This is a genomic window from Nonomuraea rosea (genome assembly GCF_039539705.1).
Lineage (GTDB): Bacteria > Actinomycetota > Actinomycetes > Streptosporangiales > Streptosporangiaceae > Nonomuraea > Nonomuraea rosea.
This window is the reverse complement of sequence record NZ_BAABDQ010000001.1, coordinates 261,021-283,594: the sequence shown is the minus strand read 5'-3', so window position 1 is coordinate 283,594 and position 22,574 is coordinate 261,021. Positions and strand designations below refer to the sequence as shown.

The window sequence follows — 22,574 nt, the reverse complement described above, 5'->3', positions numbered from 1 at the left end:
TCATGGTCAAGTTGAGAGGCGCTGCGGCACTGGCCGCCGCGGTTCTGGTTATGTCGGCCTGTGGCTCGGGCGCCGGTTCCGGCTCTGAGGCCTCGCCCGCGACGAGCTCCCAGCCCCGGGTGCTCAAGCTGTGGCATTACGAGACGGCCGACAGCGCCATGGGCAAGGCGTGGGCCGAGGCGATCAAGAAGTTCGAGGCGTCGCACCCGAACGTGACGGTCAAGTTCGAGGAGAAGGGCTTCGAACAGATCCAGAAGACGGCGAGCATGGTGCTCAACTCCGACGAGGCGCCGGACATCATGGAGTACAACAAGGGCAACGCCACCGCCGGGCTGCTGTCGAAGCAGGGTCTGCTGACGGATCTGAGCGAGGAGGTCACCAAGCGCGGCTGGGACAAACTGCTGCCCGGCGGCCTGCAGACCACCGCCAAATATGACGACCGTGGCGTGATGGGCTCCGGCAAGTGGTTCGGCGTGCCCAACTACGGCGAGTTCGTCATGGTCTACTACAACAAGAAGTTGTTCGAGAAGAACAAGGTGGCCGTTCCGACCTCGTTCGAGGAGTTCACGGCCGGGCTGGACACGTTCGTCAAGGCCGGGGTGACGCCCATCGCGAACGCCGGCGCCGAGTACCCGGCCCAGCAGATCTTCTACCAGCTCGCGCTGTCCAAGGCGCAGAAGCCGTGGCTGGACGCCTTCCAGTCCTACAAGGGCAAGGTGGACTTCCACGGTCCCGAGTTCACCTACGGCGCGGACACGTTCGCCGACTGGGTGAAGAAGGGCTACATCGCCAAGAACTCCTCCGGGCTCAAGGCCGAGGACATGGGCGTGGCGTTCATGAACGGCAAGCTCCCCATCATGATCAGCGGTAGCTGGTGGTACGGCCGCCTCGCCTCGGAGATCAAGGACTTCGAGTGGGGCCACTTCCTCTTCCCCGGCGCCACGATGTCCCCGGGTTCGAGCGGAAACGTCTGGGTCGTGCCGGAGAAGTCGAAGAACAAGGACCTGGCCTACGACTTCATCGACATCACCATGAGCAAGGACGTCCAGAACCTGCTCGGCAACTCGGGCGGCGTCCCCGTGGCCGCCGACCCGGCCGCGATCACCGACGCGAAGAGCAAGGAGCTCATCGAGACCTTCAACAAGCTGACCACCGGCGACGGCCTGGCCTTCTACCCCGACTGGCCCGCGCCCGGCTACTACGACGTGCTGGTGGCCGGGGTCCAGAACCTCATCAACGGCAGCAAGACCTCCGCCCAGGTGCTGGACGAGATCGCCAAGCCGTACGAGGACAACCTCGCCGACATTGGCAACTAGATGAGGATGCGCACCAAGGGGTACTGGCTCTATCTCGTCCCCAGCCTCCTGCTGTTCCTGGTCGTCATCGTCGTGCCGTTCCTGATGAACGTCGGGGCGAGCTTCACCCGCTGGTCAGGGGTGGGCACGCCGCGGTGGATCGGCTTGGACAACTACACCAGGCTGCTGGCGGACGAGCGGTTCTGGCAGTCGTTCCAGCACAACGTGGGCCTGATCGTGGCCATGGCCATCGTGCCGACCGCGATCGGCCTCGTGCTGGCGGCGGCCCTGTTCGACTACATCGGCCGCCGGTTCGGGCCGCGTACGGCCTCGGCGCTGCGGGCGATGTACTACCTGCCGCAGGTGCTGCCGGTGGCGGTGGCCGGCGTGGTGTGGGGCTGGATGCTGCACCCCTCCTACGGCGCGGTCAACCAGATCTTCGGGCTGGACCTCGACTGGCTGGGCGATCCCGGCCTGGCGCTGGCCACCGTCATGGCGGTCATGGTCTGGTTCCAGCTCGGCTATCCGGTGGTGATCTTCATGGCGGGGTTGCAGCGCGTGGACCCCGCGTACTACGAGGCGGCCGAGATCGACGGGGCCTCGTGGTGGCGCAAGTTCTGGCACATCACGATCCCGCAGATCCGGCCGGAGATCTTCGTGGTGCTGCTGACGTGCACGATCGCGGCGCTGAAGGTGTTCGGGCCGATCTTCGTGCTGACGCGGGGCGGTCCTGGCAACGCCACGATGGTGCCGTCGTACTTCTCGTACCTGAACTTCTTCCAGAAGAGCAACGTCGGGTACGGCTCGGCCATCGCCACGGTGCTGGCCGTGATCATCATCGTGGTGACGTTCCTGTTCCTGCGTGTGCAGGAGCGTGACCAATGAGGGGCCCGGGCCGGTGGGCGGTGCTGTTCGCGCTGGTCGTGCTGGCGGTCGTGATGGTGTTCCCGTTCGCGATCGTGGCGATCAACGCGGTCAAGTCGCCGGCCGAGTACAGCTCCCAGGGGCCGCTGAGCCTGCCCGACGGGCTCTATCTCCAGGGGATCGTCGACTTCTGGAACCGGGTCGACTTCGGCACCAAGCTCTGGAACAGCTTCGTCATCAGCGCCTCGGTGTCGGTGCTCGCGGTCGTGCTGTCGGTGCTCAACGCGTACGCGCTGGGCATCGGCCGGGTGAAGGGGCGGCTGTCGATCCTCGTGCTGTTCCTGGTGGCCAACACGCTGCCGCAGGAGGCCCTGGCCTACCCGCTGTACTACCTGGCCAAGGCCGCGGGCCTCTACGACACCCAGCTCGCGGTGATCATCGTCATGACGGTGATCCAGGCGGCGTTCGGCACGTACCTGCTGAGCGCGGTCCTGAGCCAGTTCCCGAAGGAGATCCTGGAGGCGGCGGCGATCGACGGCGCGGGACGGCTGCGCTCGCTGTGGCGGATCGTGGTGCCGATCAGCCGGCCCACGCTCAACGTCCTGCTGATCTTCTTCTTCATCTGGACCTGGAACGAGTTCTTCCTGCCACTGATCTTCCTCATCTCGAACGACACCCAGACGGTGCCCGTCGCGCTCGGTGTCCTGCAAGGCGAGAAGTACATGGACGCCACCATGTCCAGCGCCTCCGCCCTGCTCGGCGTCGTACCGGCGATCGCCTTTTTCCTGATCTTCCAGCGCACGCTGACCCGAGGTGTGACGGTCGGCGCCATCAAGTGATGGAGACCCATCCATGCGTTCAAGAACCCCCCTGTTAGCCGCCCTGACCCTGGCCGCCGCGCTGCTCGCGGCGCCGCCGGCCCAGGCGGCGGACTACCCCTTCCAGAACCCGGCCCTGCCGCTGGAGCAGCGCGTCAGCGACCTGCTCGGCCGGCTGACCCTCCAGGAGAAGCTCAGCCTGCTGCACCAGTCGCAGCCGGCGATCCCGCGGCTGGGCATCGGCTACCACAAGAACGGCACCGAGGCGCTGCACGGCGTCGGCTGGTCCAACCACCTCAACGACAACTGGAACCAGAAGTTCGCCAGCGGCACGGTGTTCCCGCAGGCGGTCGGGCTGGCCAGCACCTGGGACCCGGCGCAGATCAAGAAGGTCGGCTCGGCCGTCGGCGACGAGGCGCGCGGCTACAACGCCGTCGATCCCGTGCTGTGGGGCCTGCAGATGTGGGCTCCCGTGGTGGACCTGCTGCGCGACCCGCGGGCGGGCCGCAACGAGGAGGGCTATTCGGAGGACCCGCTGCTGACCGGGGCCATCTCGACCGCCTACGGCAAGGGGCTGCAGGGTGACGACCCCTTCTACCTGAAGACCGCGCCGGTGCTGAAGCACTACCTGGCCTACAACAACGAGAACAACCGGAGCCTCAGCTCCTCCAACCTGACGCCCAAGCTCAAGCACGAGTACTACGAGCCCGCCTTCAAGGCCGCGATCTCGGCCGACGCGGTGACCGGGGTCATGGCGTCGTACAACCTGGTCAACGGGCGCCCGAACCATGTCAACACGGACCTGAACACGCAGGTCAGGTCGTGGACCGACAAGACGCTCTACAACGTCAGCGACGCCTGGGGGCCGCACGCGCTGACCGACCTGGAGAAGTACTACGACGACAAGCCCGAGGCGTTCGCCGCCGTGCTCAAGGCCGGGCTCGACAGCTACACGATCGACGGCAGCGACATCGGGCCGATGATGCAGAACCTCACGGCCGCGCTGGACCGGGGCCTCATCACCCAGGCGGACGTGGACCAGGCGGTGCGCAGCGTCCTTTCCATCAGGACCCGGCTGGGGCACTTCGACCCGGACGGCGGGCCGTACAAGAAGATCACCAAGGACGTCATCAACAGCGCCGCGAACCAGCGGCTGAACCGTGAGACCGCGGGCAAGGCGGCGGTGCTGCTGCGCAACTCCGGCGTGCTGCCGCTCGCCAAGCCCGGCTCGGCGGCCGTGGTCGGCCCGCTGTCCGGCAAGCTCTACCGCGACTGGTACGCCGGCCAGCTGCCCTACCAGGTCACCCCGCTCGACGGGATCAAGGAGCGGGTGGGCAACGTCGCCACCGGCCAGGGCCTGGAGCGGATCGCGCTCAAGCACCTGGACTCCGGCAAGTACATCACCGCCACCGGCACCGGCCCCGACGACAACGCCGCACTGACCGACACCGCGCCCGGCGCGGCCTCGCAGTGGGACCTGACGGACTGGACCGGCGGCGTCTCCACGCTGCGCAACGCGGGCAACGGCAAGCTGCTCGGCGGCGACTGGCGCTCGCTCGACACCGACGACGCCGAACCCGACGGCTGGTACGTCTCCCAGCAGTTCGCGCTGGAGAAGCAGTCCGACGGCAGCTACCTGATCAGGTACGCCGGGTACGAGACCGTCGAGGGCTGGTACGCGCTGCCCGACCCGTACGTCAGCGTCGCCGCCGACGGCACGCTCGGCCTGGCCCCCAAGGCTCAGGCGTCCCGCTTCGGCAAGGAGGTCGTCTCGGACGGCGTCGCCGAGGCCGCCGCGCAGGCCGCCAAGGCCGAGGTGGCGGTCGTGGTCGTGGGCAGCCACCCGTTCGTGGCCGGCCGCGAGTTCCACGACCGCGACAACCTGCAGCTCGGCGAGGGCCAGCGGCGGCTGATCGAGGCCGTGCGCAAGGCCAACCCGAAGACCGTCGTCGTCCTGGAGACCAGCTACCCGGTCATCGTGGACGCGCCGAACCTGCTGTGGACCACCCACGCGGGCCCCGAGACCGGGCACGCCGTCGCCGACGTGCTCTTCGGCGACGTCAACCCGGCCGGCCGGATCACCCAGACCTGGCCCGCCTCGGACGACCTGCCGAGCATCTTCGACTACGACCTGGCCAAGACCGGGATGACCTACCTGTACGGCAAGGCCAAGCCGCTCTACTCCTTCGGCCACGGGCTCAGCTACACCTCGTTCGGCTACCAGGGGCTGAAGGCCCAGGGCGACAAGGTGAGCGTGAAGGTCAGCAACACCGGCAAGGTCAAGGGCGACGAGGTCGTCCAGCTCTACACCCACCAGCAGAGCTCCCGCTTCAAGCAGCCGGTCAAGCAGCTGCGCGCCTTCCAGCGGGTCACGCTCAACCCGGGTGAGAGCCGTACCGTGACCTTCACCCTGAAGAAGTCCGACCTGGCCGTCTGGGACTACACCCGCAACACGTGGGCCGTCGAGAGCGCCACCCACGACATCCTCGTCGGCTCCGCCTCCGACCGGATCCGCCAGTCCACCACCCTGCGCGTGTCCGGTGAGACCATCCCCGTGCGTGACCTGACCAGGACCACCAGGGCGATGGACTTCGACGACTATTCGGGCGTCGCCTTCGCGGACGAGACCAAGATCAGCGGCGACGTCGTGGAGGGCACGGCGGGGGACTGGATCTCCTTCACCGACACCTCGTACGGCTCCCGTCTCACCGCCTCGGTGGCCTCGGCGTCCGGCGGCTCCTTCGAGGTGCGTTCGGGCTCGCCGACCGGCGCGCTGCTCGCCACCGTCCAGGTGCCCGCCACCGGCGGGATCTACCAATGGGGTACGGCCGGCGCCACGCTGAAGGCCGGCAAGGGCAACCTGTACCTCGTCTTCAAGGGCGACCTGCGGATCAAGGACTTCTCGTTGACCCGCTCGTGATCAAGGTACGGCAGAATCTGCGATCCACTCCGCATCCTCAGAAGGGACTTCCATGCAGCGGATGATCGCAGGTGCCGTCGTGGCGGCCATGACCGTGCTCGTGGCCGCCACACCCGCCCAGGCCCAGGCCGCCGACCCCCTACAGGCGCTGAAGGCGAAGCTGGGGGCGGGCAAGGGGGTGAAGTTCACCGACGTCACCTCCTTACTGCAGGACTCGGAGAAGACGACGTTCCTCAGGCGTACGGGGAAGGCGCAGTTCGGCAAGTCCGGCATCGTCGCGTCCGACATCTCCGCCGATGTCCGGTCGCACACGGGCGGCATCTTCGACTACATGCAGAACGTGACGTCGGGCCGCACGATCTGGATGGGCAAGAAGAGCTATTCCACGGCCCCGTTCTTCAGCGCGGTGCCCGAGGGCAAGAAGTGGGTCAGGGAGCCCATCGCCACGACCGGCGGCTGGACGGGCACGTACTCCCAGCTGGTCAACCCGGCCGAGCCGGCCACGCTGAAGGTGCTGCTCAAGGGCAAGAAGCAAGGGCGCAGCTACTCCGGCAAGCTCACCTACGCCGCGCTGGAGAAGGTGTCGCCGTGGTTCCGTGCCTCCTTGCCGTTGGGCAGGGGGGACAAGACGGTGCTTGAGTACGAGCTCACGCTCGGCCCTGACAACCTGCCCCGCCGGCTCGTCACCGCGCACCTGGCCGCCAGCCATGTGGCCGAGAACGTGGCGGTCGGGGACGGCAAGATCAGCACGGAAACCCGCTACACGGGATGGGGCGCCAAGGTCAGGATCAGTGCTCCGCCGAAGGGCCAGACGGCCGGCTGAGCTCCGGCGCTTCCCCTTTCGCTTATTGGATAGTAGTGTTATCCAACAAGCGGATAGTGCTGCTATCTATTAAGGGGAAGCGATGACCGTGATCGTGCTGCTGGTCGCCACGCTGGCGTTCCGGCTCCTGGGCGTGCTGGGCGTGGGCCGGTTCGGCGGCTGGCGGGTGAGCGCCGCCCACGGGCTCGCCGTGATGCTCGTGATGACGGCGAGCGCGCACTTCGTGCCGGCCGGCGTGACCTTCATGCCGAACCACGCCGACATGCTGGCCATGGTGCCGCCGTTCGTGCCGCTGCCGGCTCTCATGGTCTACCTGACCGGCGTGCTGGAGCTGGCGGGGGCCGCGGGGCTGGTGCTGGCGGGCACGCGCAGGGCGGCGGGGGTCTGCCTGGCCGTCCTGTTCGTGCTCCTGCTGCCCGCGAACATCTACGCGGCCGTGGCCGACGTGGCGTTCGCGGGCGGGACGGCGACGCCGCTGTGGGAGCGGATCCCCGAGCAGGTCCTGTACATCGGGATCGCCGTCTGGGCGGCGGCGGGCGAGCGTGAGCGCGCCAGGGTGTGACCCTTCACCGGATCGTCCAGCCGCCGTCGACGACGAGCGTGTGCCCGGTGACCAGCGAGGCGGCGGGGGAGACCAGGAAGAGCACCGCGCCGGCGACGTCCATGGGCGCGCCGATGCGGTGCAGGGCCGCGATCCGCTCGACGACGTCGGCCTCGAACGCCGGGTCGGACAGGGCCGGCGCGGTGCCCGGCGTGCGGATGAAGGTGGGGGCCACGTTGTTCACGGTGACGCCGTGCGGCCCCCACTCGATCGCGAGGCAGCGGGTCAGGTGGGCGACGGCCGCCTTGGTCATGCAGTAGACGGACTCGCCGGGCAGGGCGACCTCGCCGGCCTGGGAGCCCACGTTGACGATCGTGCCGCCGCCCTGCTCGATCATGATCCGTCCGGCGGCCTGGCTGGCCAGGAACGTCCCCTTGAGGTTGACCTGGAGCGTGCGGTCGAAGTCCGCCTCCGTGACGTCCTCCGCCGGATTGCCCGGCGCGACGCCCGCGTTGTTGACCAGGATGTCGATCCGGCCGAACCGCTCCCGCGCCGCGCGCACGGCCCCGGCGATCTGCCCGGGGACGGTCATGTCCATCTGGAGCGGGAGCGCCTCCCGCCCGAGCGCGGTGATCTCGCCGGCCAGCCCTCCGTCCGCCTCGGCGTCCCGCAGGCCCAGAGCGACGTCGGCTCCCGCGTTGGCCAGGGCGAGCGAGATCGCCCGGCCGAGACCTCGCGCCGCGCCCGTGACCAGGGCGATCTTGCCGTCCACGCGGTATTCGGGAAATGCTTCCACGCCTGCCTCTTTTCAGCGTTAATTCGTTGTCTATCCAAACTATTGACCTTCGATGCGCCGGTGTGTGAGCCTGCTGGTGAGCTCATGCGCGGAAGGCGCGGTGACGGTCAGGGTCCTGCACTCTGCTCGTGCATGGCGGTCATCTGAAGCCTTTGGGGCGCCTGCTGGCGTGCCTGGAAAGGGAGAGCCGCGCATGCGAAGAAGATTATTCGTCATGCTCACGATCGCCGCAGTCCTGCTTGTGGCGGCGATCGTGCGGATGTCGCCGGTATCGGCCGTCGCCTCGGATCCGTACGCGTACAAGAACGTCAGGATCGATGGCGGCGGCTTCGTGCCCGGCATCATCTTCAACCAGACGGAGAGGAACCTCATCTACGCCCGCACCGACATCGGCGGGGCGTACCGGTGGAACCAGTCCACCAAGTCCTGGACCCCGTTGCTCGACTGGGCGGGCTGGGACAAGTGGGGCTACAACGGTGTGATCAGCATGGCCACCGACCCGGTGCAGACCAACCGCGTGTACGCCGCCGTCGGCATGTACACCAACACCTGGGACCCCAACAACGGCGCAATCCTGCGCTCGACGGACAAGGGCGACAACTGGCAGGTCACGCCCCTTCCCTTCAAGCTCGGCGGCAACATGCCCGGCCGCGGCATGGGCGAGGCGCTGTCCGTGGATCCGAACAACAACAGCATCCTGTACTTCGGCACGCCCAACGGCAACGGCCTGTGGCGCAGCACCGACTACGGCGCGACCTGGGCCAAGGTGGCGAGCTTCACCAACCCCGGCAACTACGCCCAGGACCCGAGCGACCCCAACGGCTACCTCAGCCACCGCCCCGGCGTCGTGTGGGTGACCTACGACAAGCGCTCGTCCACCGCGGGCACCGCCACCAAGACCATCTACGTGGGCGTCGCCGACAAGGAGAACACGGTCTACCGCACCACGGACGGCGGCACGACCTGGTCACGCGTGGCCGGGCAGCCGACCGGCTACATTGCGCACAAGGGCGTGCTCGACACGGTCAACGGCTACCTGTACCTCGCCACGAGCGACACCGGCGGCCCGTACGACGGGGCCAAGGGCGACGTGTGGCGCTACGCCACCGCGACCGGCGTCTGGACGCAGATCAGCCCGATCCCGTCCTCCAGCGCCGACGACTACTTCGGCTACAGCGGCCTGACGATCGACAAGCAGAAACCGGGCACGCTGATGGTGGCCACCCAGATCTCCTGGTGGCCGGACGTGATCTTCTTCAGATCGACGGACTCGGGCGCCACGTGGACCCGTGTGTGGGACTGGACGTCGTACCCGAGCCGCAGCTTCCGCTACACGATGAACGTCACCGAGAACCCGTGGCTGACGTTCGGCACCAACCCGCAGCCGCCCGAGGTCACGCCCAAGCTCGGCTGGATGACCGAATCGCTGGAGATCGACCCGTTCGACTCCAACAGGATGATGTACGGCACCGGCGCCACGCTCTACGGCACCGAGAACCTCGCGCAGTGGGACACGGGCGGCCAGTTCACCATCAGGCCGATGGCCAAGGGCCTGGAGGAAACCGCCGTCCTCGACCTGATCAGCCCGCCGACCGGCGCGCCGCTGGTCAGCGGCCTGGGTGACATCGGCGGCTTCCGCCACAACAGCCTGGACGCCGTACCGGCGATGCTGTTCACCGCGCCGAACTTCACCTCCACCACCAGCCTGGACTACGCCGAGAAGTCGCCGTCGGTGATGGTCCGCGCGGGCAACTTCACCGACGCCGACCGCCCGAACGACAGCCACGTGGCCTTCTCCACCGACGGCGGCGCGAACTGGTTCCAGGGCACGGAGCCCGGCGGCGTCAACGAGGGCGGCACGGTCGCCGCGGCGGCCGACGGCTCCCGCTTCGTCTGGGCCCCCAAGGGCGTGACCCCGGTCTACTCGGTGGGCTACGGCAACTCCTGGCAGCAGGCGTCCGGGCTGCCGACCGGCGCGATCGTGGAGTCCGACCGGGTCAACGCGATGAAGTTCTACGGCTTCAGCGGCGGCCGCGTCTACGTCAGCACGAACGGCGGCGCCACCTTCACCGCCACCGCCGCCACGGGGCTCCCGGCCACCGGCGGCAAGATCAAGGCCGTGCCCGGCATCGAAGGCGACCTCTGGGTGGCCGGCGAGGGCGGCATGTGGCACTCGACCAACAGCGGGGCCTCCTTCACCAAGCTGTCCGGCATCACGAACGCGGTCAACGTCGGCTTCGGCAAGGCGGCGCCCGGCGGCACGTACCAGGCGGTCTTCGCGGTGGCCACGATCGACGGCATCACCGGCCTGTACCGCTCCGACACCGGCGGATCGAGCTGGGTGCGGATCAACGACGACAAGCACCAGTGGGGCAACATGGGGGAGGCCCTGACGGGCGACCCGCGCGTCTACGGCCGCGTCTACCTGGGCACCAACGGCCGGGGCATCCTGTACGGCGACCGCACCGGCCCCACGCCCACGATCACGCCCACCCCGACCGTGACCCCCACCGTCACACCCACCGTGACCCCGACCCCGACCGTCACCCCGACCGTCACTCCCACCACGGGCAGCGGCTGCACGGCGACCTACCAGGCCGGCAACTCCTGGCCGGGCGGTTTCCAGGCGGACGTCACGGTCAAGAACACCGGCACCGCCCAGTTCACCGGCTGGAAGGTCTCCTGGACCTGGCCGGGTGATCAGAAGGTCACCCAGCTCTGGGGCGGCACCCCGGCCCAGACGGGCACCAGCATCGGCGTCGTGAACGCGCCCTACAACGGCACCCTCGCGGCCGGCGCCTCGACGTCGTTCGGCTTCAACGGCAGCTACACCGGCACCAACACCCCGCCGGCCACCCTCACCTGCAGTCCCGTCTAAGGAGGAGCTCGCGCGCGAGAGGGCCTGCGAGCCCTCTCGCGTTACTCGACGAAGATGTCCTCCGGCAGGAACGCCGACACCAGGAAGCTCGGCACGTCCACGAGCCGGCTGACCTTGAGATCGACGGCGACGCTGCGTTCATCAGCCCTTGATGGCCCCCACGATGACGCCCTTGGTGAAGTGGCGCTGCACGAAGGGATAGATGATCAGCGCGGGGATCACCGCGATCACCACGATGGCCATCTTGATCGCCAGGGTCGGCGGCGCGTCGCCCGTCACCCCGGCGGTGGCGCTCGGCAGCGGATTGGAGTCCACGACGTACTGGCGCAGGATCAGCGCCAGCGGCCACTTGCGCGTGTCGTCGATGTAGAGCATCGCGTTGAACCACGCGTTCCAGTAGCCGACCGCGTAGAACATCGCCACCACGGCCGTGACCGCCTTCGACATGGGCAGGACGATCCGCCACAGGATGCGGAACTCCCCGGCTCCGTCGATCCGCGCGCTGTCCAGCACCTCGCCGGGGATGCTCATGAAGAACGAGCGCAGCACCACCACGTTGAACGCGGAGACGGCCGTCGGCAGGATCAGCGACCAGAGGCTGTCCTTCAGGCCGAGCCCGCTCACCATCAGGTAGACGGGGATGATGCCGGGGAAGAAGACGAACATCAGCAGGACGCTGAACAACAGCGGCCGGTGCAGGAACGAGCCGGGCCGCGACAGCGAGTACGCCCCCAGCACGCTCACCCCCGCGCTGATCAGGGTCCCGACGATCGTCACCCCGGTGCTGACCAGCACGGCCCGGCTGACCACCGTGTCGGAGAAGATCTGCCGGTAGGCGTCGAGCGTGAGCCCGTCGGGCACCAGCACGAGCCCGCCCACGCGGTTGACGGTGGCGGAGGAGCTGAGGCTGGTCAGCACGATCGTGTACAGCGGGCCGAGCACGATCAGCACGATCAGCGCCACCAGCCCGCCCTTGCCGGCCTGACCGGCGGGCGACGGCCGCTCCTCCCACGGCGCCAGCCCGGCGGGCTTCCTGGCACGCGCCCCTGGCCTGCGGGGCCTGGACGTCAGCGTGGTCATCTCGAATACACCCCTCGCTCACCGAACGCGTGCGCCAGCCGGTTGGCCGCCACGATGAGCAGCAGCCCGACCAGGCCCTTGAACAACCCGGCCGCCGCCCCGTACCCGAGGTCGCCGGTACGCAGGCCCGACCAGTAGACGAACGTGTCGAACACCTCGGACGCCGCGCTGCCGACGGCGCTGCGCTGCAGCATGAACTGCTCGAAGCCGACGTTCAGCGCGTCGCCCAGCCGCAGGATCAGCAGCAGCACGATCACGGGACGGAGCCCGGGCAACGTGATGTGCCACATCCGCCGCCACCGGCGGGCGCCGTCCACGGCCGCGGCCTCGTACAGGTTCGGGTCGATGGTGCTGAGCGCGGCCAGGAAGATGATCGCGCCCCAGCCCGCGTCCTTCCAGATCGTCTGGGAGGTGATGAGCAGGACGAACGTGTCCGAGTTCGTCATCCAGTCCACAGCTTCGCGGCCGTTCTCCCGCAGGATCTGCGCCAGCAGCCCGGCCCCGCCGAACATCTGCTGGAAGATGGCCACGACCAGCACCCAGGAGAAGAAGAACGGCATGTAGACCACGCCCTGCACGAACGCCCTCAGCCGGGCCGAGGCGATGCTGTTCAGCAGCAGCGCCAGCATGATCGGCACGGGGAAGTAGAAGACGAGCTGGAAGGCGGTGATGGACAGCGTGTTCACCACCGCGCGCAGGAACTGCGGATCCTCCAGCAGCAGCGCGAAGTTGGTGAACCCGATGATCGGGCTGCCGGCGATGCCGCCCGTGTACGGGTTGTAGTCCTGGAACGCGATGACGTTGCCGAGCGCCGGGATCCACCAGAAGGCGAGGACGATCAGCAGCATCGGCAGGTTCATCACCAGCAGCGGCCAGTCCCTGCGCAGCTTGGCGCGCCAGGTCAGGGCCGCCGGCTTGGCGGTGGTGGTACCGGGTCGTACGGGGCGCTTGGTGGTCACCACGCCCATGACAGGCTCCCAGCGCCCTGGCGTCGCCTCACTGGTGTCACAGCCTGCCGTTCTCGCGGGCGACCTTCTGGTAGAACTCGCGCGCCTCGTTCCCGCCCTGGTCCTGCCACTCCTTGAGGATCTTGGGCCATTCCGAGACCGGCCGCTTGCCGCGGAAGATCTCCTGCATCTTGTCCTCGGTGGGCGTCACCAGGCCGGCCATCTTCGACGGCGTCTCGACGCGGATCCCCACGAACGGGTCGTTCTCCAGGAGCTGCGCGGCCTGCGTCGACCAGTCGTACAGGGATTGGACGAGGCCCTCGTACTGGCTCTTCTCGTTGGCGTTCGGCCGCCCCGACAGGAACATGTACGTGGGCGCGACCTCCTTGCGCCCGAGCGCGGTCTGCTGGACCTTGCCGCCGTCGACCTTGTAGTGCTTGCCTTCGACGCCGTTGAAGACCAGCTCGTACTCCTGGGTGCCGAACGGCGCCGACGTCCAGTTGGCCAGCGCGAGCAGCTCGCGGGTGCGGGCCTCGCCGAGGCCATTCTTGATGAAGGCGAACATGCTGGCGGGCTCGTTGCGCCACATGATGGCCTTGGCGCCGGCCTGCGCCGGGTAGGGGGTGACGATCTGCTGGCGGAACTTCGGGTTGTCGGGCTGGAAGCGGCCGAGGTTCTCGTGCCAGGATCCGAGGCCGTCCCGGTAGACGACCATCTGGCCGCTGCCGAAGATGCCTTTGTTGTCGGCGTCCTTGTTGGCCACGACGTCGGGGTGGACGTACCCGGCCGCGTAGAGCTTGGTCATGAACTCGATCGACGCGGCGAACTCGGGGGTCTCGTACTTGTAGATGAGCGTGCCGTCGCCCTTGTTGCGCCACTCGCGCGGAGCGCCGTAGGCGCGCTGCATCTCCTGCTCCATGCCGCCGCCGAAGGCCCAGCGCTTCTTCTTCTCGTCGGTGATGGCCTTGCCGAGCGCCATCAGGTCGTCGCCGCTCTTCGGGTGCTGCAGGCCGAGCGCCTCCAGGATGTCCTGGCGGACGAAGGTGGCGAACGGGAACGGGTCGTTCTGCCACGGGATGCCCTGGAGGACGCCGCCGAAGACGCCGTACTGCCAGGCCGCGGTGTCGTAGTTGGCCAGCATGGGGAATTCCTTGGCCTTGTCCCCGGCCACGTAGGGCGACAGGTCGGCGAAGAGCTTGTTGGCCGCCTCGGTGAAGCGGGCGATCTTGATGAGCTCCCAGTTCGGGACGCAGACCATGTCGGGCACGTCGCCGCTGGCCAGCACCGTGCTGAGCTTCTGGCCGTAGGTGTTGCCGTCCGAGATGTTGAACCGCACGGAGCCGCCGAGGCGCTCGTTGACGATGTCGTAGTAGGAGTTGCTGCCCAGCCCCGGCGGCACCGTGCCCCACAGCGGCGTCATCGCGGTCACCTCCTTGCCGCTGGTCAGCGGCTTGGTGGTGATGGCCTGGACCATGGCGGCCGGGCGGGTCAGATAGCCGGGCTGGACGAACTCACCGCCCGGCAGGTCGGGCTTGAGGCCGGGGATCGCGAACGGGACCTTCGTGGGCACCAGGCTCTTCAGCTTGTCGGCCGCGACGGCCGTGCCCTTGGACAGCTCTTTCTTCTCAGCGCAGCCGGCTACCAGAACGCTCGTACCGACCAGACCGAGGAACGCCCGGCGAGTCGTGATATTTGACATGGCTCGCTCCCTTCTAAGGGTGGGGATGGCCTCTGTAAATTAGTTGGTATTGCGACCAAACAAATTAGTAGACTGTGACCGCGGCCACAAGGGACCATGGCGGTCACAGGTTGGTGAAGGAGGCCCGTCGATGCGGCATGCTGGGGTCATCTCTTGGTGGGAACGGGGCTGATATTGATCACTTCCACGACCGGCCCTCAGCCGGCCGACTTCGCCGACGTGCGCGCCACCAACCTGGCCGTCGTGCTGCGGTTCGTCCGTGAGCACGCGCCGTGCTCACGCGCCGACATCGCGGCCTCCACCGGGCTGAACAAGGCGACGGTGTCCAGCCTGGTCGCGGACCTGATCGACCGGCGGCTGGTGCGTGAGACGGGGCTGACGGAAAACCGGGTGGGCAGGCCGGCCACGATGCTCGTGCTCGACGGCTCCCCCTACGCGGCCATCGGGGTCGAGATCAACGTCGACTACGTCTCCGCCGTGGCCACCGACCTGGCGGGGCAGCGGCTGCTGACGTGGCGGCGCTCGTTCTCGGGCGGCGACTCGGTCAACCAGGGGGTGGCCGGCGTCGGCGCGATCATCCGGCGGGTGGTCGGCCGGATGGCCAAGGAGGAGCGCCAGATCCTGGGCCTGGCCGTGGCCGTGCCCGGCCTGGTCGACGTGCAGGGCACCGTACGCCTGGCGCCCAACCTCGGCTGGCGCGACGCCGACCTCGGCGGCGACCTGGCCAAGGCGCTGCGCGACCCCGGCTTCCCGATCCAGGTCGACAACGACGCCAACCTCGCGGCCCTGGCCGAGCAGCGCTTCGGCGCGCACGCGGGCGCCTCCGACCTGATCTACCTCACCGGCGAGGTGGGCGTGGGCGCGGGCATCATCCTCGACGGGCGGCTGCGCCGTGGCGGGCTCGGCTACAGCGGCGAGATCGGCCACGTCCAGCTCGACCCCGAGGGCCCCGAGTGCCACTGTGGCCGGCGCGGCTGCCTGGAGGCCATGGCGGGGATCGGCGCCGTGCTGCGCAGGATCCCGCCTCCGGCGGAGATCCAGGTCGAGATCGAGGAGTGCGCACGCCTGGCGCGCGCGGGCGACGCCGGCACCCTGGCCACGCTGGAGTCGGCGGGCCGGAGCCTGGGCCAGGGCGTGTCCATCCTGGCCAACCTGCTCAATCCGGAAGTGGTGATCCTGGGGGGCTATTACGTGCCGCTGGCGCCCTGGCTGCTGCCCGCCGTCCAGGAGGAGCTGAGCGACCGCGTCGTCGCCTCGGCGGCCGGTGGATGCCAGGTCGTGGCCTCGACGCTGGGTCACGACGCGGCCGCGCTGGGGGGCGCGGCACGGGTGCTCGACTCCGTCGATTCGGGAAGATTGCCGGGAGGATTGTCGCGAATCCCTTGACCTTGGTCACCGGGACGTGCACCCTTCAGTCAACCCACCGAAACGTCCGCGTAACTTCCCCAGACCGGTCGTCGAAGCGCTTCGACACACTCAGAGGGATGACCATGCACGAACCCCCCTTCCGCGACCCGGCGGTCCCCCTGTCCGGCCGGATCGACGACCTGGTGCGCAGGCTCACCCTCGCAGAGAAGGTGAACCTGCTGCACCAGTACCAGGCTCCGGTCGAGCGGCTCGGCGTCGGCGCGTTCCGCACCGGCACGGAAGCGCTGCACGGCCTGGCCTGGCTCGGTCCCGCGACGGTGTTCCCGCAGGCCGTGGGCCTGGCCTCGACCTGGGACCTCGACCTGGTGCGCAGGGTGGGGGAGGCGACCGGCGACGAGGTCGTGGCCTTCCACCACAAGGACCCGGCGGGCGCCGGGCTCAACGTGTGGGCTCCCGTGGTCAACCCGCTGCGCGACCCCCGCTGGGGGCGTAACGAGGAGGGCTACTCGGAAGATCCGTGGCTGACCGGCGTCACGGCCGCGGCCTATGCCCGTGGGCTTCGTGGGAGCGCTCCCGAAACTTTCAAGACGGCCCCCACGCTCAAGCATTTCCTCGCCTACAACAACGAGACCGACCGTTGCACGACGTCCAGCAACCTGCCGCCGCGCGTGCTGCGCGAGTACGAGCTGCCCGCCTTCCGACCGGCCATCGAGCAGGGCGTCGCGGTGGCCGTCATGCCCTCCTACAACCTGGTCAACGGCCGTCCCGCGCACCTCAGCCCGCTGATCGAGCAGGTCCTGCGGGCCTGGGCGCCCGATGACCTCCTGGTCGTCAGCGACGCGTACGCGCCGGGCAACCTCACCGCGCTGCAGGGCTACCACGACACGCTGCCGGAGGCGTACGCGCACGCGGTCAAGGCCGGGCTCGACAGCTTCACCCAGGACGACGACCGCACGGAGGCCACCCTCGGTCACCTGCGCGACGCCCTCGCGCAGGGCCTGCTGGGTGAGGCGGACGTCGACAGGGCCGTGCGGCACGCGCTGTCGGTCCGGTTCAGGCTGGGCGAGTTCGACCCGGCCACGCCGTACGACGACATCACCGACAGCGTGGTCAACTGCTCCGAGCACCAGCGGCTGGCCAGGGAGGCGGCGCGGCGCTCGTTCGTGCTGCTCAAGAACGACGGCCTGCTGCCGCTGAGCGGCGCGGTCACCAAGGTCGCGGTGCTCGGGCAGCTCGGCGACACGCTGATGGAGGACTGGTACAGCGGCACCCTGCCCTACGCCGTCACCGCCCGCGCGGGGCTGGGCGAGCGGTGCGAGACGGTGTTCTGTGAGGCCGTGGACCGGGTCACGCTGACCTCGGACGCCGGGCCCGTGGCCGCCGACCCGGCGGGCGGTCCGCTGAGCGCGGGCACGGAGTTGGGCGAGTTCGACCTGTTCGACTGGGGCGGCGGCGCCTACGCGCTGCGGGCCGTGACCACCGGCCGTTTCGTGTCGGTGGACGGCTCCACGGATGGGGCGCCTCTGGTCAACGACCAGCCGGGGCCGAACGGGTGGGAGGTGCGCCAGACGTTCCGGATGGAGGAGCGCCCGCGCGGCACGCTCGCCCTGCGCCACATCTCGACCGGCTGTTACGTCGGCGCGGGCGAGGACGGCGTGCTGCGCCTGGTGGACGACGCCGACCAGGCCGTGTGGCTGGCCATGGACGTGGTCAGGAGCGGCACCGAGCAGGCCGCCGAGCTGGCCGCCGCCGCCGACGTGGCGATCGTCGTGGTCGGCGACCACCCCCTCGTGAACGGCCGCGAGACCGAGGACCGCATGAGCCTGGCCCTCGCCCCCGCCCAGGACGCCGTGCTCCAGGCCGCGCGCAAGGCGAATCCGCGCACGGTCATGGTCATAAGCAGCGGCTACCCGCTCACGTGGACCGACGACGAGGTCCCCGCCGTGCTGTGGTCGGCGCACGGCGGCCAGGAGTACGGCCACGCCCTGGCCGAGGTGCTCTTCGGCGACGCCGACCCGGAGGGCCGCCTCACCCAGACCTGGTACCGCTCCGAGCAGGAGCTGCCCGACCTCCTCGACTACGACATCATCGCCTCGGACGCCACCTACCTGTACTTCCGCGGCGTCCCGCTGCACCCGTTCGGCCACGGCCTGAGCTACACCACATTCGACTACGCCGATCTGCGCGTCGACGTGGACGGCGACGTCCTGCGCGCCGAGGCGACGATCACGAACACGGGCCGGCGGCCCGGCGTCGAAGTCGTCCAGTTCTACACCCACCAGCAGCGCTCCCGCGTCAAGCAGCCGCTGCGCCGCCTGCGCGGCTTCGAGAAGGTGCGCCTGGAGCCGGGCGAGAGCCGTACGGTCACGCTGACGCTGCCCGTCCCCGACCTGGCGTTCTGGGACGTGACGCGGAGCAGGTACGTCGTGGAGAGCGCGCCGCACCAGCTCATGGTCGGCCGCAGCGCCACCGACGTGCGCCTGAGCGCCCGCTTCGAGATCTCCGGCGAGACCATCCCGCCGCAGCCGGGCCCCCTGTACGCGGCGAGCCACGACGAGTACGACGCGATCACGTTCGTGGACGAGACCAAGGCGGACGGCGACGCCGTCAGGTCCGACGTGGAAGGCGCCTGGATCCTGTTCAGGCAGGTGGACCTGACCGGCGCCGCGGCCTGCGTGGCCACGGCGGGCAGCACGGAGGGCGGCATGATCACTCTCCGCCGCGGCGACCCCCTCTACGGCCAGGTGCTGGCCGCCTTCCCCGTGCCCAGGACCGACCGATACACCTATCACGCCATCACGTCATCCCTTGCGGCGGCGGACGGGGTGCACGATCTTTATGTGGTGTTCGAGAACGACGGGGTGACGCTGGCCAGGCTCGATTTCGGGGCCGGGGCTTGAGCGGGCGCACGGTCACGATCTCCGAGGTCGCCAAGCACGCGGGGGTGGCCGTCAGCACGGTCTCCTACGTGCTCAGCGGCAAGCGGACGATCTCGGCCGACACCAGGCGGCGGGTGCTCGACAGCATCAGCACGCTCGGCTACCACCCGAACGCCGGCGCCCGCGCCCTGGCCAGCAAGCGGTCCAACGTGATCGCGCTCGTGCTGCCGCTGCGCGCCGGCATGCACGTACCCGTCCTGATGCGCTTCGCCAGCGCCGTGGTCACCGCCGCCCGCCGCTTCGACCACGACGTGCTGCTGCTGACCGCCGACGAGGGCACCGCCGGGATCCGGCGGGTGGCCGCGAGCGCGCTGGTGGACGCTCTGGTCCTCATGGACGTCGAGCTGGACGACCGCCGGGTGCCGCTGCTGCGCGAGCTGGCCGAGCCGAGCGTGCTCATCGGCTTCCCCGCCTCACCGGCCGGGCTGACCTGCGTGGACCTGGACTTCGCCGCCGCGGGCGCGCGCTGCGTGGAGCACCTCGCCGACCGCGGCCACGAGGAGATCGCCCTGCTCGGGGCCCCTTCCGTGGTGTACGAGCGGGGCACGGGCTTCGCCAGGAGGACGCGCGAGGGGTTCGTGGAGGCGCTGGACGCCCACGGGCTCAAGGGGGCCGCGCTGCCCTGCGAGGAGACGTTCGACGAGGTGTACGAGACCGTCCGCGACCTGCTGCTCGACCGGCCCGGACTGTCCGGCCTGGTCGTGCACAACGAGGCGGCGGTCAGCCACGTCCTGGCCGCGCTGCGTCAGCTCGACCGGCGGGTGCCGCACGACGTGGCGGTGGTGGCGATCTGCCCGGACGACGTCGCCGAGCGGGCCGGGCCGCCCCTGACCTCGGTGCTGATCCCGGCGGAGGAGGTGGGCAGGGAGGCGGTGCGGCTGGTCATGGACAAGCTGGAGGGCCGCGTCGTCCCGGAGTCCACGCTCCTCACCCCGCTCCTGACCGCCCGCGCCAGCACCTGACGCCGTTGTTGCCGGGGCTCGGTCAAGCGGCCCGTACGGCCAGTCCCGGGTAGTCCAGGACCAGGCCGGACTCGTCGTAGACGAGGCGGCAGGAGACGTCGAAGACCGGCGCCGCATAGTCGTAGCGCGGACCACCACGCGCATCTCCGTCCGGCTCGTCAGGGATCCGGGTGTAGTGCTGGTCGAGCCGTTCGACGGCGAGGTCGGCGGCCCGGACGAAGGCGGCGGGCGCGGCGGACCCGGCCCCCACCGCGAGGCGCATCCTGTGGACGGGGAACGCGTTGGTCAGCGCCGAGGACTCCAGGTCCACGTCCAGGCAATCGCCCAGATGCGGCGCCGGAGCACCGTCGATCAGCCAGTCGCCCCGGCCGTCGGCCTCCAGGAGCGTGTGGCGGACGCCTGCCGCGGACCTGCTGGTGATCCGGGCGCGGCGGGTGGTCCAGCCGTCGTCCACGTCGATGGCGTAGTCGACGACCCAGGTCCGGAGGTCCTCCACCGCCGTCGTACACCCCTCGATGCGGTGTCCGCCTTCGAGTGGCCCGCTCTCCAGCGGACGGAAGAAGACGACCTCGAAGCCCGTACGTGCGGCGACGTGCCGCCAGGCCGCGGTCTCCGGGGGCGGGGCGAAGGTCATGATCCGATCGTGTCAGCTTCTGCGGCAAACATCCCCTCGGATCAAGATTGCGGCAGGTAATCAGCGGCACTCCCGGGGCGCGTCAAGCCTGCCCGTTATTTCGCTTTATGTAGTTCTGTGTCGGTTTTTCGCGGGCAGGCTGGCGGAAGGCGAGGGGGGAAATATATGACTACGTCTGTGCAGCCCGCGGGCGCCAGCCAAGCGGCCGGACGCGGGGGACCGACGGGCCTGGCCGACGTCATCGACACGATTCTCGACAAGGGTCTCGTGATCGACGCGTACGTCCGGGTCTCGCTCGTCGGCATCGAAATCCTGACCATCGACACGCGGGTGGTCATCGCCAGCGTGGACACCTATCTGCGTTTCGCGGAAGCCGCGAACCGGCTCGACATGAACGCGTCCGGCCCCAAGGGCCTGCCGGGGCTCCTGGAGCAGAGCAAGGCCGCCAGTGCCATGAAGCAGGCCGGGCAGCAGGCCGAGCAGCAGGACGCCGAGCAGGACCAGAACGTGATCCAGGGGGAGATCGAGCGGTCGGACGACGAGCTGGACCGCCTCGCCGACGACGCCACGAACCCAGAGGCCGCGGAAGAGCCAGAACTGAAGCCCAGCCGGAAGCGACAGAAAGAGTAAGTGAGATGGGACGATCCACCAAGGTTTCCGGAGCCTCCGTACCCAAGCAGGGCACCCGCCGCACCCAGAACCTCGGGGCCTACGTCTACGGGATCGTGCCCGCGGACACCAAGGGCGCCCCGCAGGACGGGCTGGGCGACCCGGCGGGCAAGGTCAAGCTCGTCCGCCACGGCGAGATCGCCGCCCTGGTCAGCGAGGTCGATGTGGATCAGCCGCTGGGCCAGCCCGGCGACTACCTGGCACACGAGAGGCTGCTGGACGCGGTCGCCGCGAAGGGCCCGGTGCTGCCGTTCCGCTTCGGCGGCGTGCTGGCCGGTGCTGACGCGGTCGTGGAGGAGCTGCTCACGCCGCACCACGACGAGTTCCTGGCCGCGCTGAACGAGGTCAAGGGGCAGGCCGAGTACATCGTCAGGGGCCGCTACGTCGAGCAGGTGGTGCTGGGCGAGGTGCTCGCGGAGAACCCGGAGGCGGCCAATCTGCTGGAGGCCATCCGCGACCAGTCCGAGGACGCCACCAGGAACGAGCGGATCAGGCTCGGCGAGATCATCGCCGCCGCGCTGGAGGCCAAGCGGGACGCTGACACACAGATGGCGGTCGACGCGCTGGACGGCCACTTCACGAGCGCGCTCATCCGGGAGCCGACCCACGAGCAGGACGCCGTGCACATGGCCATGCTCGTCAAGACCGGCGATCAGAAGGCACTGGAACGCGCCATGAGTGAGCTGGGCAAGCGCTGGGAGGGCCGCGTCGAGCTGCGGCTGCTCGGGCCGCTCGCGCCGTACGACTTCGTCACGGCGCAGGCAGAGGAGGCGTGACCGTGGGCCTGCTGACTTCGATCATGGGCTGGCCGCTCCTGCCCGTGCGTGGGGTGGTGTGGCTCGCCCAGCGCATCCAGGAGCAGGCCGAACGGGAGTTCAACAACCCCATGGCGGTCCGGCGGCAGCTTGAGGAGATCGAGGCCGCCAGGGCCGCCGGGGAGATCACGGAAGAGGAGCAGAACCACCTGTACCAGCAGGTGCTCCAGCGGGTGACAGGAAACAGGAGGTGATCACGTGCCCACCAGGCGCCTTATGGCCACGCATGAGAAGCGCGCTCCCACACTGACGGCTCCCACGCTCACGGCGGCCACGGCCGGAGGCGCCGGGTTGCGCGCCATCGCCGAGCTGACCGCGAAGGACACCGAGGGCGTCACCTCGGTCGAGCCCGCGGACGGCGGCTGGGTGGTGAACGTCGAGGTCGTCGAGGACCGCCGCATCCCGTCCTCCGGCGACATCCTCGCGATCTACGAGGCCCAGCTCGACGCGGGGGGCGACTTGCAGTCCTATCGACGGCTCCGGCGATACCGGCGGGCCAACGGCGACTACGGACAGGCGTTGTGAG

General features: G+C 69.2%; 19 protein-coding genes. 14 read left to right on the top strand and 5 right to left on the bottom strand.

The window, feature by feature from the left end; translation table 11 throughout:
• Positions 1–2: 2 nt before the first annotated feature.
• The 6 genes from ABEA43_RS01325 (at position 3) to ABEA43_RS01300 (ending at position 7,282) form a co-directional block, all read left to right on the top strand.
• Complete coding sequence (locus ABEA43_RS01325; RefSeq protein WP_345557742.1) at positions 3–1,316, top strand: ABC transporter substrate-binding protein; 1,314 nt, start codon at positions 3–5, stop codon at positions 1,314–1,316.
• 6 nt (positions 1,317–1,322) lie between these two features.
• Entirely contained in the window at positions 1,323–2,180 is an 858-nt protein-coding gene (locus tag ABEA43_RS01320) for a carbohydrate ABC transporter permease (protein WP_345557740.1), read from the top strand.
• Positions 2,177–2,998, top strand: a complete 822-nt coding sequence (locus ABEA43_RS01315) for a carbohydrate ABC transporter permease (protein ID WP_345557737.1) — start codon at positions 2,177–2,179, stop codon at positions 2,996–2,998. The genes ABEA43_RS01320 and ABEA43_RS01315 overlap by 4 nt, the downstream gene beginning before the upstream one ends.
• A gap of 13 nt (positions 2,999–3,011) precedes the next feature.
• Complete coding sequence (locus tag ABEA43_RS01310; RefSeq protein WP_345557735.1) at positions 3,012–5,897, top strand: glycoside hydrolase family 3 protein; 2,886 nt, start codon at positions 3,012–3,014, stop codon at positions 5,895–5,897.
• 61 nt (positions 5,898–5,958) lie between these two features.
• Positions 5,959–6,720 (top strand): hypothetical protein, encoded by a 762-nt coding sequence (locus ABEA43_RS01305; RefSeq protein ID WP_345557732.1) that lies wholly within the window; start codon positions 5,959–5,961, stop codon positions 6,718–6,720.
• A gap of 82 nt (positions 6,721–6,802) precedes the next feature.
• Positions 6,803–7,282 (top strand): DoxX family protein, encoded by a 480-nt coding sequence (locus ABEA43_RS01300; protein WP_345557730.1) that lies wholly within the window; start codon positions 6,803–6,805, stop codon positions 7,280–7,282.
• Between the two features lie 4 nt (positions 7,283–7,286).
• On the opposite strand, the gene ABEA43_RS01295 is transcribed toward ABEA43_RS01300, so the two are convergent.
• On the bottom strand, positions 7,287–8,057 hold the full coding sequence (locus tag ABEA43_RS01295; RefSeq protein ID WP_345557728.1) for an SDR family NAD(P)-dependent oxidoreductase: 771 nt from the start codon (positions 8,055–8,057) through the stop codon (positions 7,287–7,289).
• A 193-nt stretch (positions 8,058–8,250) separates the two neighbouring features.
• Here ABEA43_RS01295 and ABEA43_RS01290 point away from each other — a divergent pair, with 193 nt between their 5' ends.
• On the top strand, positions 8,251–10,935 hold the full coding sequence (locus tag ABEA43_RS01290) for a cellulose binding domain-containing protein (protein ID WP_345557726.1): 2,685 nt from the start codon (positions 8,251–8,253) through the stop codon (positions 10,933–10,935).
• A gap of 141 nt (positions 10,936–11,076) precedes the next feature.
• On the opposite strand, the gene ABEA43_RS01285 is transcribed toward ABEA43_RS01290, so the two are convergent.
• Genes ABEA43_RS01285 through ABEA43_RS01275 form a run of 3 tightly spaced genes read right to left on the bottom strand, consistent with a single transcriptional unit; the run spans position 11,077 to position 14,661 of the window.
• Positions 11,077–12,015: a carbohydrate ABC transporter permease gene (locus tag ABEA43_RS01285; protein ID WP_345557724.1), complete on the bottom strand. Its 939-nt coding sequence runs from the start codon at positions 12,013–12,015 to the stop codon at positions 11,077–11,079.
• Positions 12,012–12,983, bottom strand: a complete 972-nt coding sequence (locus tag ABEA43_RS01280) for an ABC transporter permease (protein ID WP_345557722.1) — start codon at positions 12,981–12,983, stop codon at positions 12,012–12,014. Before ABEA43_RS01280 ends, ABEA43_RS01285 begins: the two co-directional genes overlap by 4 nt.
• Before the next feature lie 37 nt (positions 12,984–13,020).
• Positions 13,021–14,661: an extracellular solute-binding protein gene (locus tag ABEA43_RS01275; protein ID WP_345557720.1), complete on the bottom strand. Its 1,641-nt coding sequence runs from the start codon at positions 14,659–14,661 to the stop codon at positions 13,021–13,023.
• 174 nt (positions 14,662–14,835) lie between these two features.
• Here ABEA43_RS01275 and ABEA43_RS01270 point away from each other — a divergent pair, with 174 nt between their 5' ends.
• From ABEA43_RS01270 to ABEA43_RS01260, 3 genes are all read left to right on the top strand, one after another.
• A complete protein-coding gene (locus ABEA43_RS01270) occupies positions 14,836–16,047 on the top strand; it encodes an ROK family protein (protein ID WP_345557718.1) in 1,212 nt (403 codons plus the stop codon).
• 98 nt (positions 16,048–16,145) lie between these two features.
• Positions 16,146–18,929 (top strand): glycoside hydrolase family 3 C-terminal domain-containing protein, encoded by a 2,784-nt coding sequence (locus ABEA43_RS01265; RefSeq protein WP_345557716.1) that lies wholly within the window; start codon positions 16,146–16,148, stop codon positions 18,927–18,929.
• Positions 18,926–19,930: a LacI family DNA-binding transcriptional regulator gene (locus tag ABEA43_RS01260; RefSeq protein WP_345557714.1), complete on the top strand. Its 1,005-nt coding sequence runs from the start codon at positions 18,926–18,928 to the stop codon at positions 19,928–19,930. Before ABEA43_RS01265 ends, ABEA43_RS01260 begins: the two co-directional genes overlap by 4 nt.
• 22 nt (positions 19,931–19,952) lie before the next feature.
• Here the strand turns inward: ABEA43_RS01260 and ABEA43_RS01255 are convergent, their stop codons facing one another.
• On the bottom strand, positions 19,953–20,564 hold the full coding sequence (locus ABEA43_RS01255; protein WP_345557712.1) for a putative glycolipid-binding domain-containing protein: 612 nt from the start codon (positions 20,562–20,564) through the stop codon (positions 19,953–19,955).
• Positions 20,565–20,741: 177 nt separating this feature from the next.
• Here ABEA43_RS01255 and gvpJ point away from each other — a divergent pair, with 177 nt between their 5' ends.
• The 4 genes from gvpJ to gvpO are packed head-to-tail and all read left to right on the top strand — an operon-like array spanning position 20,742 to position 22,573.
• Entirely contained in the window at positions 20,742–21,194 is a 453-nt protein-coding gene (gene gvpJ / locus ABEA43_RS68085; RefSeq protein WP_425570143.1) for a gas vesicle protein GvpJ, read from the top strand.
• A gap of 5 nt (positions 21,195–21,199) precedes the next feature.
• Entirely contained in the window at positions 21,200–22,009 is an 810-nt protein-coding gene (locus ABEA43_RS01245; protein ID WP_345557711.1) for a GvpL/GvpF family gas vesicle protein, read from the top strand.
• A gap of 2 nt (positions 22,010–22,011) precedes the next feature.
• Complete coding sequence (locus tag ABEA43_RS01240) at positions 22,012–22,242, top strand: gas vesicle protein GvpG (RefSeq protein WP_345557709.1); 231 nt, start codon at positions 22,012–22,014, stop codon at positions 22,240–22,242.
• A 22-nt stretch (positions 22,243–22,264) separates the two neighbouring features.
• Positions 22,265–22,573, top strand: a complete 309-nt coding sequence (gene gvpO, locus ABEA43_RS01235; RefSeq protein WP_345557707.1) for a gas vesicle protein GvpO — start codon at positions 22,265–22,267, stop codon at positions 22,571–22,573.
• The last annotated feature ends 1 nt before the right edge of the window (position 22,574 follow it).

Bases quoted from the DNA above. Each gene is read 5' to 3' on its own strand.
- ABEA43_RS01325 (WP_345557742.1), top strand. From the start codon at position 3: ATGGTCAAGTTGAGAGGCGCTGCGGCACTGGCCGCCGCGGTTCTGGTT.
- ABEA43_RS01320 (WP_345557740.1), top strand. From the start codon at position 1,323: ATGCGCACCAAGGGGTACTGGCTCTATCTCGTCCCCAGCCTCCTGCTG.
- ABEA43_RS01315 (WP_345557737.1), top strand. From the start codon at position 2,177: ATGAGGGGCCCGGGCCGGTGGGCGGTGCTGTTCGCGCTGGTCGTGCTG.
- ABEA43_RS01310 (WP_345557735.1), top strand. From the start codon at position 3,012: ATGCGTTCAAGAACCCCCCTGTTAGCCGCCCTGACCCTGGCCGCCGCG.
- ABEA43_RS01305 (WP_345557732.1), top strand. From the start codon at position 5,959: ATGATCGCAGGTGCCGTCGTGGCGGCCATGACCGTGCTCGTGGCCGCC.
- ABEA43_RS01300 (WP_345557730.1), top strand. From the start codon at position 6,803: ATGACCGTGATCGTGCTGCTGGTCGCCACGCTGGCGTTCCGGCTCCTG.
- ABEA43_RS01290 (WP_345557726.1), top strand. From the start codon at position 8,251: ATGCGAAGAAGATTATTCGTCATGCTCACGATCGCCGCAGTCCTGCTT.
- ABEA43_RS01285 (WP_345557724.1), bottom strand. From the start codon at position 12,015: ATGACCACGCTGACGTCCAGGCCCCGCAGGCCAGGGGCGCGTGCCAGG.
- ABEA43_RS01280 (WP_345557722.1), bottom strand. From the start codon at position 12,983: ATGGGCGTGGTGACCACCAAGCGCCCCGTACGACCCGGTACCACCACC.
- ABEA43_RS01275 (WP_345557720.1), bottom strand. From the start codon at position 14,661: ATGTCAAATATCACGACTCGCCGGGCGTTCCTCGGTCTGGTCGGTACG.
- ABEA43_RS01265 (WP_345557716.1), top strand. From the start codon at position 16,146: ATGACCATGCACGAACCCCCCTTCCGCGACCCGGCGGTCCCCCTGTCC.
- ABEA43_RS01255 (WP_345557712.1), bottom strand. From the start codon at position 20,564: ATGACCTTCGCCCCGCCCCCGGAGACCGCGGCCTGGCGGCACGTCGCC.
- ABEA43_RS01245 (WP_345557711.1), top strand. From the start codon at position 21,200: ATGGGACGATCCACCAAGGTTTCCGGAGCCTCCGTACCCAAGCAGGGC.
- gvpO (WP_345557707.1), top strand. From the start codon at position 22,265: ATGGCCACGCATGAGAAGCGCGCTCCCACACTGACGGCTCCCACGCTC.